Source organism: Microbacterium sp. NPDC090014 (assembly GCF_044748285.1).
GTDB lineage: Bacteria > Actinomycetota > Actinomycetes > Actinomycetales > Microbacteriaceae > Microbacterium.
Genome location: NZ_JBIVFS010000002.1, coordinates 328,536 through 342,618, shown reverse-complemented (window position 1 = coordinate 342,618; position 14,083 = coordinate 328,536). Strand labels below are relative to the sequence as shown.

The following is a 14,083-nucleotide window of genomic DNA, read 5'->3' as shown; positions in this document are numbered from 1 at the left end:
GCTGGTGACGCCGTTCCGCTAGCGGCGCGCCTCCGGCACCTCAGGAGGGAGCCCTCGGAGGGGCGGCGGAGCATCCGCGACGCGCGCATCGACGCTGCGGTCCTCCGCGGAATCAGCTCGGCCCTCGGCCACCGCGTCCGCGTTCCACTCGGCGCCGGTGCCCGTGCCGCCGCCCGTGTTCTCGCCTGCGTCGTCCGGTGCGCCGTCGCCGTCGCCGTCGGGCTCGCCGTCGCCGGGATTCTGCTCCGGCGCGTTCGCGTAGCGCTCGGTGAGCTTGCGATACGACTTCGTGAAGAAGGCCAGCGTCGCGGCGATCACCATGATGATGCCCGCGAACAGGCAGATCAGGGCGATGCCCCGAGCCTCACCCTCACCCAGCAGCCATTCCCACTGCTGCTGCCCCTCGGGCGTCCTCATGTACGGGATGATCAGGAACTCCGCGATCGGCGCGATGAGGAATGCCGTGATCGGAGCGGCTGCGGCCTCCATCGCCGCGGCGACGCCGAACACACGCCCCTGCCTGTCATAGCGGACGACCTTCTGGATGATGGTCTGCTCGGCCGCCTCGACGGGCGGCACGAGGGCCATGTAGATCCACATGCCGACGACGTAGAGCGGCCACCATTCGCGCAGCATGAACACCGACCCCAGGATGCCCATCGCGATCACGACGAGCAGCAGGGTGCGCATGGGTTTCGCCCCGAGGCCGAACTTCGCCACGAGCCCGCCGCCGATCAGGAACCCGGTCGACGCGAACGCCAGCGCGAAGCCCCACATCTGCGCGTCGAAGAGCGTGAGACCGTACGGATCCATCAGCGCCATGTACACGCCGCCGATGAGGTTGTTGAACGTCGAGAAGATGATCAGCGCGAACAGTCCGGGGGCCAGCCGGATCGCCGCCACACTGCCGCGGAAGTCGAGGGCGCTCTTCGCATCGGGGTCTGGCTGCGGCGCCCCCTCGGGGATGCGGATGAAGAGCAGGTGCACGAAGGTCAGCACCATCGCGCCGATCGCGATCGCGAGCGTCCACCCCATGCCCAGGAAGCCGATGGACAGCCCGGAGAAGACGCTGGTCACGAGGAAGGCCAGACCCTGCACCGTGCCGACCAGGCCGTTGGCGTTGGCCCGTCGATCTTCGGGGACGAGCAGCGTGACGGTCGTCGAGAGCGCGATGTTGCGGAGCTGCTCGATCACCCCGCCGAACAGGATGATCGCCGAGAACAGCCAGAACCACGGACCGCCGAGGTCGAGCAGCGCCGCCTCCGGCTGCCAGACGTAGAGAACGCCGGCGATCAGGAAGGCGACCGCCGAGATGACGCTCGAGAGCAGCATCACCGTGTGTTTGCGATTGCGGTCGACGATGGTGCCGAAGATCATCGCGAAGAAGGCGATGAACAGCATGTACGCGCCGCCGATGACGCCGGTCGCGAGCACGGACTGCGTCTCGATGTAGACCCAGAAGGTCAGCGCGAACCACAGAAAGCTCGTCGTCACGTTCGCGATGAGCGTGTTGACGAGGACGTTCGCGAAGGCGGTCTTCGCAGCGCTGCGCTCCATGAATTAGAGGGTAGGCGGGGCCTCGGACATTCGCTAGAGCGGTATGCCGGCCGGGGGACGCCGGGCTCGGCATCCGCCCGTAGGCTTGTGCGGTGACTATTCAGCATGACCCCGCGGTCCGGGGCTTCGCCAGCGACAACTATTCCGGCGTCCACCCCGAGGTCCTCGCGGCCATCGCAGCGGCGAACGGCGGCCACCAGGTCGCGTACGGCGAGGACGCCTACACCGCCCGTCTGCAGGAGGTGTTCCGCGCCCACTTCGGCGAGGGCGTCCAGGCGTTCCCGGTGTTCAACGGCACGGGTGCGAACGTCACCGGCCTGCAGTCGATGCTGCCCCGCTGGGGAGCCGTCATCGCGGCATCCTCCGCGCACATCAACGTCGACGAGGGCGGAGCGCCAGAGAAGATCGGCGGATTCAAGATCCTCGCCGTCCCGACCGACGACGGCAAGCTCACGCCCGAGCTCGTCGACCGCGAGGCCTGGGGCTGGGGCGACGAGCACCGCGCGCAGCCGCTCGTGGTCTCGATCACGCAGTCGACCGAGCTCGGCACCCTCTACTCCGTCGACGAGATCCGGGCTCTCGCCGATCACGCGCACGAACGCGGCATGACCCTGCACCTCGACGGCGCGCGCATCTCGAACGCGGCCGCAGCCCTCGACGTGCCGCTGCGCGCGTTCACCCGCGACGCCGGCGTCGACGTGCTCAGCTTCGGCGGCACGAAGAACGGCGCCATGCTCGGCGAGGCCATCGTGGTGCTGAACCCCGAGGCATCGAACGGACTGCAGTACTCCCGCAAGTTCAACATGCAGCTGTCGTCGAAGATGCGCTTCGTCTCCGCCCAGCTCATCGCGCTGCTCGAAGGAGACCTGTGGCTGCGCAACGCCCAGCACGCGAACGCCATGGCGCAGCGGCTGCGCGGGGCGATCGAGGCGGGCATCGCGGCCGGTGAGATCACCGGCGTCTCGTTCACGCAGCCGACCCAGGCGAACGGCGTGTTCGCGCAGCTGCCCGATGGCATCGCCGACCAGCTGCGCGAGAAGTTCCGCTTCTACGACTGGGATGCCGCGCGCAACGAGGTGCGGTGGATGTGCGGCTTCGACACCGAGGAGTCCGACGTCGACGAGTTCGTCGCAGAGCTCGCGCGCCTCACGACACGCTGAGCTGAGCGGAACTGAGCGGAGCGGCTAGCGCAGCAGACCGAGGTTCGCGAGCGCCAGGCGGATGAGGGTGCCTCGCCCGCCCTCCATCTCGGCGGCGACGGCGTCCGAGGCCGCGGCCTCGGGCGAGAACCAGGTGACCTCGAGTGCATCTTGGCGCGGCTCGCACGTGCCGGTGACCGGCACCACGAATGCGAGCGAGACGGCATGCTGACGGTCATCGTGGTAGGCGCTGACCCCCGGGATCGGGAAGTACTCGGCGACCGTGAAGGGCAGCGGCTGCGGCGGCAGCAGGGGGAACGCCATCGGGCCCAGATCGTTCTCGACATGGCGGAACAGCGCATCGCGGATCGTCTCGCCGAACCGCACTCGGCCCGAGACGATGGTGCGCGTCATCTCGCCCATGGGCGTCGAACGCAGCAGGATGCCGATCTCGGTCACCTGCCCGGAGCCATCGGTCCTCACCGGGATCGCCTCGACGTAGAGCATGGGCAGATGGCGTCTCGCCTCCGCCAGCTCGAAGTCGCTCAACCACCCCGGGTTGGAGTCACGCGAGGGCTGTGCGGCGCCGAAGCCCTCCATGCCGTCGTCGGGCTCGGGGTCGGGATCAGGTGTGCGGACGGCCATGTCTCCTTTCTACCAGCAGCGCCCTCCGGCGAACACCGACTTGAGGCCACGACCGGCATACGATCCGATGATCGTCTCCTGCGGGTGTCGGACGGCGCTGGCAGGATGGGACCGTGAGCGAAGAACTGATGATCGACGGGCTCCTCACGCGCTGGTCGACGGAAGATCGCGCGGGGATGCCGCTGCTGGTGCTGCTGCACGGATACGGCGCCGACGAGCACGACCTGTTCGGGCTCGTCCCCTACCTGCCGGACGGCATCGTGGTCGCGTCCGTCGCCGCCCCGCTCACTCCCCCGTGGCCGATGCCCGGGCGCTCGTGGTACGCCATCGAGGGTCTCGACGGCCGCAGCTCGGCATCCGTCACCGTCGCGGCAGAGGCGTTCCTGCGCTGGCTCGACGATGTCATGGCCGACGCCCCTGCCGTGGCCCTTCTCGGGTTCTCGCAGGGTGCCGCCGTCGCCCTGCAGGCCATGCGACTCGCGCCCGGGAGCATCGACACCGTGGTGGCCCTCAGCGGTTACGCCGCGCACGGCGAGCTGCCGGGCGACGATGCGCTGACCGAGGCGCGACCGCACGTCTTCTGGGGCCGAGGCACGAACGACCAGGTGATCCCCCAGGCGCTGGTCGCGCACACCGCCGAGTGGCTTCCGGCGCACTCCGAGTTGTCCGGACGCGTCTACACCGGGCTCACGCACAGCATCTCGGAGGAGGAGCTCCGAGACGTGCGCGCGTTCCTCACGAAGTGGTTGGAGCGCGCCGTCGAGGCGTGACCGCCCCCGCACGCAGCCGCGACACGCCCGGGGTTGCGAAACTCCGACACGCCCGGGTATCGTCGTTGAGTCCTGTCCGCCGTGTCTGGAAGTCCTTTGATCTGATCCGTCGCCTCCGCGCTCATCTTTCCGCGCGCTGACCCGACGATCGCCGACTCCACGGCAGACCACCGCCCGCTGTCCTTCGACAGCGACCCGCTCAGACGGGCCCATCGGGCGACCGGTGTCAGTGCACCCTCGCACTGGACAGGAGACACCATGTCAGTCCCCACTCTTCATTCATCGGTCACCCTCGATCGACTCACCTTCACCTGGCCCGACGGCACGTCAGCGCTCGACTCGGTCTCCGGATCATTCGGCTCCGGTCGCACCGGCCTCGTCGGTCGCAACGGCGCCGGCAAGTCCACGCTGCTGCGGCTGATGGCGGGCGAGCTGACCCCGACGGCCGGGCACCTCACCACCACCGGCGAGGTCGCCTACCTGCCGCAGCAGCTCACACTCGACGTCGACCGCCGGGTCGCCGATCTTCTCGGAGTGGCTCCCGCCCTCGATGCCGTCCGTGCGATCGGCGCGGGCGACGTCGATCAGGTGCACTTCGACACGGTCGGCGACGAGTGGGACATCGAAGCGCGCGCCGAGATGTCCCTGGCAGACGCCGGGCTCGCCCCCGAGTTCCTCGACCGGAGGGTCGGCGAGCTGTCGGGTGGTGAGGCCGTGCTGGTCGCGATCGCCGGCATCCGTCTCCGGCGCGCGCCGATCACCCTGCTCGACGAACCGACCAACAATCTCGACCGCGACGCCCGCGCGAGACTCGCGGCGATGGTCCGCTCGTGGAAGGGCACACTCATCGTTGTCAGCCACGACCTGTCGCTGCTCGAACTGATGGACGACACCGCCGAGCTCTACGCCCAGACGCTGAGCGTGTTCGGCGGGCCGTACTCCGAATGGCGCGCCTGGTTGGACGCCGAGCAGGATGCCGCGAGGCAGGCGGAGGTGACGGCGAAACAGGAGTTCCGCAAGGAGAAGCGCCAGCGCATCGAGGCCGAGGTCAAGCTCGCCCACCGAGCGCGCACCGCCAAGAAGGCCGAGATCGAGAAGCGCGTGCCGAAGATCGTGGCCCACGGGCGCAAGATGGCGGCCGAGGTGTCGGCGGGCAGGCTGCGCACGGAGGTCGGGGCGAAGGAGGATGCCGCCCGCACCGCGCTCGACGAGGCGGGGCGGCGCCTGAGGTCCGACGCGTCGATGAAGATCGAGCTGCCGGATCCGCAGGTGTCACGCAGTCGTCGCATCGCGACGATCGGCGACGGCGAGAGGTCGTGGATCATCCAGGGCCCCGACCGGGTCGCGCTGATCGGGCGCAACGGCGCCGGAAAGACCACGCTGCTCGAACGGCTCGTGGCCGACGTCGGCCACGACTCCGGAGAAGCGCTGCCGCTCGACGCGGACCGGCCCGATCCGTCAGGTGACGACGCGGATCTCCGGAGCTCCGGAGCGCGCCTCGTCGCGACAGCTCTCACCGACCGGATCGGCTACCTGCCGCAGCGCGTCGACGGGCTCGACGAGAACCGGTCGGTATTCGAGAACATCGCGGATGCCGCACCGCAGGTGCCCGAGAAGGAGTTGCGCAATCGCCTCGCACGGTTCCTCATCCGAGGGGCCACCGCGGAGCGACCTGTCGCCGCTCTGTCAGGCGGGGAGCGGTTCCGCGTGGCTCTGGCGAAACTGCTGCTCTCGGACCCCGCACCCCACCTCGTGGTGCTGGACGAGCCGACGAACAACCTCGACATCGACACGGTCGATCAGCTGGTCGAGGCGCTCCGGGCATACCGCGGGGCGGTGCTGGTCGTGAGTCATGACGATGCGTTCCTCGCGCGTCTCGACCTGGGACTCACGCTCGAGATCGACGTCGACGGCTCACTGACCGCGAGGTGAGCTCACGCCCGTCGGCTCCGCATCGCCCGGGTATGGGCGATCGCGGGTCGGCGGCGAGCAGGGTGTAGTCCGCGGATTCTCGAGGGACGAGCGCGACCCGCCCCTCGGCGTCGTGGGCGATCCCCCACCCGTAGCGTTTTCCCAGCGGTGATGAGCGCAGGCAGGGCTGCCCCTTCGAGAAGAACGCCTCGCGTGCGGCGGAGTCGTCGGGGTCGATCCCGGCACGCAGCGCATGCGTGGTGAAGATCACGTCGTCGGAGGTGCGCGCATACGGCTCCTGCGCGATCAGTCGATAGTGCAGTGCGGCGATCGTGGGCCTCTCACCCGTCGGCGGCTCTTCGGCGTGGTCGAGGGGACAGTCTTCTGCGACCTCGATGAACGTGCTCGCGTAGTTCGTGGTGTGCGTCGCCATGCCTACAGCATGCCCGCACCCTCGGACAATGCCGACCCCGATGTCGGTGGCACGGGTGATGATGGAGGGATGAGCGACGTGCTCGAACGCTTCACCCCTGCCACGCAAGACTGGTTCCGGGGTGCGTTTCCCGAACCCACGCCGGCCCAGTCGGGCGCCTGGAATGCGATCTCGGCCGGAAAGCACGCGCTCGTCGTCGCACCGACCGGCTCGGGCAAGACGCTCTCGGCCTTCCTCTGGGCGATCGACAGCGTGTTCCGCGAACGCATCGAGCAGCCCACCCCTCCCGCGAAGCGCACGAAGGCCGCCGACGCCTCGCGCACGCGCATCCTCTACATCTCGCCGCTGAAGGCGCTCGGCGTCGACGTGGAGCGCAACCTGCGCTCGCCTCTCATCGGCATCGGCCAGTCGGCCAGGCGACTGGGTGTGGAGGCCCCTTCGGTGACGGTCGGCGTGCGCTCGGGCGACACGACCTCGAGCGATCGCCGCAAGCTGGTCTCCGATCCGCCCGACATCCTCATCACGACCCCCGAGTCGCTGTATCTGATGCTCACCAGTCGCGCCGGCGAGACGCTGCGCGATGTGCACACGGTCATCATCGACGAGGTGCATGCGGTCGCCGCGACCAAGCGCGGAGCCCACCTCGCGGTGAGCCTCGAGCGTCTCGATGCGCTGCGTCGCACCCACGGCCACGACGAACCCGCACAGCGCATCGGCCTGTCGGCCACCGTGCGTCCGATCGACGAGGTCGCGCGGTTCCTCGGCGGCGCGGCGCCTGTCGAGATCGTCGCGCCGCCGGCGTCCAAGACGTTCGAGCTGGGCGTCGTGGTGCCGATGGACGACATGACCAATCCGCCACCCCCTCCCGGCGCGCCGAAGGATGCCGGAGACGCGGCGGATGCGGAGTACACCGAGGTCACCGGCTCCGTGTGGCCCCACGTCGAGGAGGCGATCGTCGATCGCATCCTGCAGAACAAGTCGACCATCGTGTTCTCCAACTCGCGTCGCCTCGCCGAGCGCCTCACCGGGCGACTCAACGAGATCTACTCCGAGCGCATCGGCGTCGCACTGCCCGAGGCCTCCGTGCCGGCAGCCATGATGGCGCAGGCAGGTGCCACCGCCGGAGCAGACCCCGTGCTCGCCAAGGCGCACCACGGGTCGGTCTCGAAAGAGCAGCGCGCCCAGGTCGAAGAAGAGCTCAAGTCCGGTGTCCTGCGCTGCGTCGTCGCGACGAGCAGCCTCGAGCTCGGCATCGACATGGGTGCGGTCGACCTGGTGATCCAGGTCGAGGCTCCGCCGTCCGCGGCCTCCGGTCTGCAGCGCGTCGGGCGAGCAGGTCACCAGGTCGGCGAGATCAGCCGGGCCGCCCTCTTCCCGAAGCACCGCGGCGACGTGCTGCACACCGCGATCGTCACCGAGCGGATGCTGGCGGGCAAGATCGAGGCGATCCAGGTGCCCCGCAATCCACTCGACATCCTCGCGCAGCAGACGGTCGCCGCCAGCGCCCTCGGCGAGATCAGCGTCGAGGAGTGGTTCGAGACCGTGCGTCGCTCGGCTCCGTTCCAGTCGCTCCCGCGATCGGCCTACGAGGCGACGCTCGACCTGCTCGCCGGACGGTTCCCCTCCGATGAGTTCGCCGAGCTCCGCCCGCGGCTGGTGTGGGACAGAGACGCCGGCACCCTGACCGGACGTCCGGGCGCGCAGCGCATCGCCGTGACGAGCGGGGGCACGATCCCGGATCGCGGACTCTTCGGGGTCTTCGTCGCCGGCGAGTCGACCGGCGCCCGCGTCGGCGAGCTCGACGAGGAGATGGTCTACGAGTCGCGAGTGGGCGACGTCTTCACGCTCGGCACGACGAGCTGGCGGATCGCCGAGATCACCCATGACCGGGTCAACGTCATCCCCGCCTACGGCCAGCCCGGCAAGGTGCCGTTCTGGCACGGCGACGGCATCGGCCGACCGTTCGAACTCGGCGAGGCGCTGGGGAGGTTCTCGCGAGAGGTCTCCGCCGCGACTCCCGAGAAGGCCGCCCAGCGACTGATCGAAGCCGGACTCGACGCGCAGGCGCGGATGAACCTGATGGCGCACCTGACCGAGCAGCGCGAAGCGACCGGAACGCTGCCGACCGATCGCACTCTGACGGTCGAGCGCGGGCGCGACGAGGTCGGCGACTGGCGGGTCATCCTTCATTCCCCGTACGGCATGAAGGTGCATGCACCGTGGGCGCTGGCGATCAACGCCCGCATCCGCGAGCGACTCGGAGTCGAGGGCTCTGCGGTCGCGAGCGACGACGGCATCATCGTGCGCATCCCGGATGCCGAGGCCGAGCCGCCCGGGGCCGAGCTCTTCGTGTTCGACCCGGATGAACTCGAGCAGCTCGTCACCCAGGAGGTCGGCGGCTCGGCGCTGTTCGCGTCGCGCTTCCGCGAATGCGCGGCGCGCGCGCTGCTCATGCCGCGCACCAACCCCAACCGGCGCACCCCGCTGTGGCAGCAGCGTCAGCGTTCGGCGCAGCTGCTCGAGGTGGCGCGCCGGCACCCGACGTTCCCCGTGATCCTCGAGACGCTCCGTGAGGTCCTGCAGGACGTCTACGACCTGCCCTCGCTGCGCACGCTGGCGGTGTCGATCGCCGACCGGCGCATCCGGCTCGTCGAGACGCAGCCGTCTCAGCCCTCGCCCTTCGCCCGCGACCTGCTGTTCGGCTACGTCGGCGCCTTCATGTACGAAGGGGACTCCCCCCTCGCCGAGCGCCGGGCGGCCGCCCTCTCGGTCGACCCCGCACTGCTCGGCGAACTGCTCGGCACAATCGAGCTCCGCGAGCTGCTCGACCCCGACGTCATCGCCCAGTTCGAGAGAGAAGCGCAGCGCCTCGACCCCGAGCGACGAGCGCGAGGTCTCGAAGGCGTCGCCGATCTGCTGCGGATGCTCGGTCCGATGGATGCCGCCGAGATCGACGCACGACTCGACCCGGAGACGGGGTCCGCATCCGACCACCTCGACGCTCTGATCGCCGCACGCCGCGCGATCCCCGTCACCGTCGCCGGCACCACGCGCGTCGCAGCCATCGAGGACGCCGGTCGGCTGCGTGACGCACTCGGTGCCGCGCTGCCCACCGGCATCCCCGTCGCATTCCTCGAACCGCTCGCCGATCCGCTCGGCGACCTCATCGCGCGCTATGCCCGCACGCATGGTCCCTTCACGACGGATGCCGTCGCGACGCGATTCGGGCTCGGCGCCGCCGTCGCGCGGCATACCCTGCAGCGGCTCGAGCACTCGGGCAGACTGACCAGCGGTTACTTCCTGCCCGAGGCCTCGGGCACGGGGAACGAGACCGAATGGTGCGACACCGAGGTGCTGCGCCGCCTGCGGATGCGGTCGCTCGCCGCGATCCGAGGCAGCGTCGAGCCCGTGTCGCCCGAGGCGTATGCGCGCTTCCTGCCGGACTGGCAGCACCTGGGACGCCCGCTCGAGGGACTCGACGGGGTGCTCGCGGTGATCGAGCAGTTCGCCGGGGTGCCCGTGCCCGCGAGCGCGTGGGAGTCGCTCGTGCTGCCCTCTCGGGTGCGCGACTACTCCCCCGCCCTGCTCGACGAGCTCACTGCCTCGGGAGAGGTCATCTGGTCGGGCCACGGCACGCTGCCGGGGCGCGACGGCTGGGTCTCGCTGCATCCCGCAGACCTCGCGCCGTTCACGCTGCCCGAGCCCGACGACGAGATCGCCGCCGACTCGCTCGAGGCCCGAGTGCTGATCGCGCTGGATGCGGGTGGCGCGTACTTCGCCGGTCAGCTGAAGGACATGACCGGCGCCGAGAACGAGCAGTCCGTGCTCGAGGCGCTGTGGGCGCTGACGTGGGGCGGCCGGGTCACCAACGACACCTTCGCCCCGATCCGGTCGCTGCTGGCCGGTGGTTCCCAGGCGCACCGGGTCACCCGACGCGCTCCGCGCACGCGCACCTATCGGGGGATGTCGCTGGCACGGACCGCGCCCCGACCGACGTCGATCGGCGGGCGCTGGTCGCTGCTGCCCACCGTCGACACGGATGCCGCTCGTCGTGCGACCGTCACCGCAGGGCTGCTCCTCGACCGCTACGGCGTGGTCACCCGCGGAGCCGTGCAGGCCGAGGGCGTGCCGGGCGGGTTCGCGCAGACATACCGGGTGCTCGCCGGCTTCGAGGAGGCTGGGCACTGCCGCCGCGGCTATGTGATCGAGAGGCTCGGCGCGGCGCAGTTCGCGGCATCCGCCACCGTCGACCGACTTCGCACGTTCGCCGGGCTCGCCGATCCGCCTCCCCGCAATGCCGTCACGCTCGCCGCGACAGATCCCGCCAACCCCTACGGCGCGGCGCTCGGATGGCCCAAGCGCGACGAGGTCTCGCATCGCCCCGGGCGCAAGGCCGGAGGCCTGGTGGTGATCGTCGACGGATCGCTCGTCCTCTACCTCGAACGCGGGGGACGCACGGTGCTGTGCTTCACCGACGACGCCGAGGTGCTGCGCGCGGCAGCGACCGACCTCGCGGCGACCGCCCGCGCGCGGCGCCTCGACACCCTCACGGTCGAGAAGGTCAACGGCGAGGGCGTGTACGGCACCGAGCTCGCCCTCGCTCTGCAGGAGTCCGGATTCGTGGCCACCCCCCGCGGCTACACGCTGCGCAAGGCGATCTGACCGGCCCATGACCACTGCTTCTAGGCTGGACGCATGATCGGGGAGTTCATCAGCGGCGTCCGCACCCTGCTGCGCGGTTTCGGCACATGGCGGCGCCGACCGGGGCTCATGGCCCTCGGTCTCGTACCGGGCTTCATCGCCGCGCTGGTGCTGCTCGCCGGACTCGTGCCGCTCGCGCTCACTCTCGGGCCGATCTCCGACGGTCTCACGCCCTTCGCCGACGGCTGGATCCCGGCCTGGCGCTCGGTGCTGCGCACCGCCGTGGGCATCGTGATCTTCGCCGCGGCGCTCGCACTCGCGAGCGCCGTGTTCAGCGCCCTCGCCCTGACGATCGGCGACCCGTTCTACCAGCGCATCTGGCGCGCTGTCGAGGCCGATCTCGGTGACGCCCCGCCCTCGGACGGCGGCGGATTCTGGATGGCGGTCGGCGAGGGCCTGAGACTCGTGGTCCTCGGCATCCTGATCGCGATCGCCGTGCTGCTCCTCGGTCTCATCCCTCTCATCGGCGGATTCCTCGGTGCGGTGGGCGGCGTCGTGCTGTCGGGACGGATGCTCGCCCGCGAGCTCACCGGGCGGGCGTTCGACGCCCGCGATCTCAGCCCTGCCGACCGGGCGGTGCTGTTCCGCGGCAGCCGCGCGCGCGTGCTCGGCTTCGGTGTCGCCACGCAGCTGTGCTTTCTGATCCCCGGCGGGGCTGTCGCGGTCATGCCCGCCGCTGTCGCGGGTGCCACTGCCCTCGCGCGCACCATGCTGCAGCGCACGCCGCTGCCACAGCACACTCCGCCGCACGCTCCACAGCAGACTCCTCCGCCTCCCCTGCCGGGCAGCGTCTCGGCGCCGCTGCCGCCACCCCCCGGGTCAGGGCACGCCTGATGCCCGAGGGCGATACCGTCTTCCGCACCGCCAGACGTCTCGACGAGGCGCTGGTCGGCGGCGAGGTGGCGCGCTTCGACCTTCGGGTGCCGCGATTCGCGACGCTCGATCTGACGGGTCAGCCGATCCTCTCGTCGATCGCGCGCGGCAAGCATCTGCTGCTGCGGATCGGCGACAGCACGCTGCATTCCCATCTGCGCATGGACGGCGCCTGGCTCGTCTACCGGGCGGGTGAGAAGTGGCGGCATCCGGCGTTCAAGGTCCGCGCGATCGTCGGCACGGCGCAGCGCGAGGCGGTGGGCATCGACCTCGCCGAGATCGAGGTCGTTCCGACCCGCGACGAGGACGAGCTCGTCGGCCATCTCGGCCCCGATCCGCTCGGCCCGGACTGGGATGCCGTGGAGGCCGCCAGACGCGTGAGCGCCGACACCCGCAGCATCCACGTCGCCCTTCTCGACCAGCGGAACGTCGCGGGGTTCGGCAACGAATACGCCGCGGAACTCCTGTTCCTCCGCGGAATCCTGCCGACGACCCCCGCACCGGAGGTCGACGTTCCCGCACTGCTCGACCTCGGCGTGCGCACGATCCGCGCGAACCGCGATCGTCGCCATCGCACCTTCACCGGAGTCGATCGCCCCGGTCAGGGGACGTGGGTGTACGGACGTGCCGGACGCCAGTGCCGCCGCTGCGGAACCCCCATCAGACGCGGCGAGCAGGGCGCGGATCCGACCCGCGAGAGGATCACATTCTGGTGCCCCGTGTGTCAGCGGTGACCCGCATCCATGCTCGGGAATGAATCCAGCACCCCCGTGGTTATTGATATATCCGGAGAACTCCGGAACACGGGAGGAATCGTGGGAAAGAACTACGTCGACATCGAGAACGACCAGGGCGCCACGCTGCGATACCGCAAGCACGCCAACGGTCGCGGTCTCGTCGCGCACGGCGCGAAGGTCCATCCGAAGGCGCACATCGAAGCGGGCGCCTACATCGAACCCGGCGCCCGTATTGGCGCGGGGGCGACCATCGCCCGCGGCGCATGGATCGAACCGGATGCCGTGATCGGCGAGGGTGCGCACGTCGACGCGCACGCACACATCGGCCAGGGTGCCGCCGTCGGAGACGGCGCGCACATCGGCGTCCGCACCGAGGTCGGCGCGGGAGCGCGGATCGTCCGCGGTGCGCGCATCGGCGACGACGAGACGGTCGCGGCCGGACTGACGGTCGCCACCGACCCGAAGGGCCTGTGGCTCGCGGCCTGATCGGCCGCGCTCTCAGAACGTCTCACCTCATCCGCCGGGTACCCTGGAGCACATGGCGACTCAGGGACGACGACCGGCAGGACGTGCCGGCAAGGGCTCGCCCGTGCGGCGCAACAAGGCCGCACCGGCTCAGCGGTTCCCGCCGCCCAAGCCTCCGAAGAAGACCGCCAAGGTCGTCTTCGACGCGCCCGACACCGAACCGGAGCAGCCGCGCACATTCCGTCTCGGGGTCGTCCCCGGCGCGACGCCGGGCAAGTGGATCGATGCCTGGAAGCAGCGGATGCCGCATGTGCCCATCGAGCTGGTGACGATCGAGGTCGCCGATCAGCGAGACGCCATCGGCGACCTCGATGCGGCCCTCGTGCGCCTGCCGCTGGCAGATGAGAACCTGCACATCATCACGCTGTACGACGAGGTGCCGGTGGTGGTCGCATCGATCGAGTCGCACCTCCTCGCGGCCGACGAGTTGACCGTCGCCGATCTGTCGGGCGAGATCGTGATGGTCCCGACCGACGATGCGCTCGGTCCGATCGACATCCCGGGTGCCGTCGCGCCGGCCTTCGCACCGCTGTCGGTCGCGGACGCCATCGTGACCGCCGCCACCGGGACGGGCATCGTGATCGTCCCCATGTCGCTCGCACGCCTGCACCACCGCAAGGATGTCGGCCACCGACCCCTGGCCGACGGCCCCACCTCGACGGTCGCCCTGGCTTGGCGCCGCGATCACACCACCCCCGACGTCGAGACGTTCATCGGGATCGTGCGCGGCCGCACGTCCAACTCGTCCCGATGACGCGAGCGCGCCGCCACCGCGACGGCTCCGCGGCGGCT

General features: G+C 70.2%; 11 protein-coding genes. 8 read left to right on the top strand and 3 right to left on the bottom strand.

The window, feature by feature from the left end; translation table 11 throughout:
- Positions 1-18: 18 nt before the first annotated feature.
- Positions 19-1,557, bottom strand: a complete 1,539-nt coding sequence (locus ACIPV5_RS15040; protein WP_400341684.1) for an MFS transporter — start codon at positions 1,555-1,557, stop codon at positions 19-21.
- Positions 1,558-1,649: 92 nt separating this feature from the next.
- Here ACIPV5_RS15040 and ACIPV5_RS15035 point away from each other — a divergent pair, with 92 nt between their 5' ends.
- Positions 1,650-2,717, top strand: coding sequence for a low specificity L-threonine aldolase (locus ACIPV5_RS15035; protein WP_053097565.1), 1,068 nt, complete (start codon positions 1,650-1,652; stop codon positions 2,715-2,717).
- A gap of 24 nt (positions 2,718-2,741) precedes the next feature.
- Here the strand turns inward: ACIPV5_RS15035 and ACIPV5_RS15030 are convergent, their stop codons facing one another.
- Positions 2,742-3,341: a DUF4916 domain-containing protein gene (locus ACIPV5_RS15030; protein WP_053097566.1), complete on the bottom strand. Its 600-nt coding sequence runs from the start codon at positions 3,339-3,341 to the stop codon at positions 2,742-2,744.
- Positions 3,342-3,454: 113 nt separating this feature from the next.
- Between ACIPV5_RS15030 and ACIPV5_RS15025 the strand changes: the two genes are divergently transcribed.
- Positions 3,455-4,111, top strand: coding sequence for an alpha/beta hydrolase (locus tag ACIPV5_RS15025; RefSeq protein ID WP_400341681.1), 657 nt, complete (start codon positions 3,455-3,457; stop codon positions 4,109-4,111).
- Positions 4,112-4,369: 258 nt separating this feature from the next.
- A complete protein-coding gene (locus tag ACIPV5_RS15020; RefSeq protein ID WP_053097567.1) occupies positions 4,370-6,043 on the top strand; it encodes an ABC-F family ATP-binding cassette domain-containing protein in 1,674 nt (557 codons plus the stop codon).
- On the opposite strand, the gene ACIPV5_RS15015 is transcribed toward ACIPV5_RS15020, so the two are convergent.
- Positions 6,000-6,455, bottom strand: coding sequence for a DUF6157 family protein (locus tag ACIPV5_RS15015; RefSeq protein ID WP_400341679.1), 456 nt, complete (start codon positions 6,453-6,455; stop codon positions 6,000-6,002). The two genes, ACIPV5_RS15020 and ACIPV5_RS15015, sit on opposite strands and share 44 nt — an antisense overlap.
- A gap of 69 nt (positions 6,456-6,524) precedes the next feature.
- Here ACIPV5_RS15015 and ACIPV5_RS15010 point away from each other — a divergent pair, with 69 nt between their 5' ends.
- From ACIPV5_RS15010 to ACIPV5_RS14990, 5 genes are all read left to right on the top strand, one after another.
- The gene (locus ACIPV5_RS15010; RefSeq protein WP_056279639.1) at positions 6,525-11,117 is read left to right on the top strand and encodes an ATP-dependent helicase; all 4,593 of its coding nucleotides are present in this window, start codon (positions 6,525-6,527) and stop codon (positions 11,115-11,117) included.
- Between the two features lie 33 nt (positions 11,118-11,150).
- Positions 11,151-11,990 carry an EI24 domain-containing protein gene (locus ACIPV5_RS15005; protein ID WP_400341677.1) on the top strand — a complete coding sequence of 280 codons (840 nt, stop codon included), beginning with the start codon at positions 11,151-11,153 and terminating at the stop codon, positions 11,988-11,990.
- Positions 11,990-12,763, top strand: coding sequence for a DNA-formamidopyrimidine glycosylase family protein (locus tag ACIPV5_RS15000; protein WP_056280260.1), 774 nt, complete (start codon positions 11,990-11,992; stop codon positions 12,761-12,763). Before ACIPV5_RS15005 ends, ACIPV5_RS15000 begins: the two co-directional genes overlap by 1 nt.
- 81 nt (positions 12,764-12,844) lie before the next feature.
- Positions 12,845-13,252 carry a DapH/DapD/GlmU-related protein gene (locus ACIPV5_RS14995; RefSeq protein WP_053097570.1) on the top strand — a complete coding sequence of 136 codons (408 nt, stop codon included), beginning with the start codon at positions 12,845-12,847 and terminating at the stop codon, positions 13,250-13,252.
- 52 nt (positions 13,253-13,304) lie between these two features.
- Positions 13,305-14,045, top strand: coding sequence for a LysR substrate-binding domain-containing protein (locus tag ACIPV5_RS14990; protein WP_285363933.1), 741 nt, complete (start codon positions 13,305-13,307; stop codon positions 14,043-14,045).
- Positions 14,046-14,083: the final 38 nt, after the last annotated feature.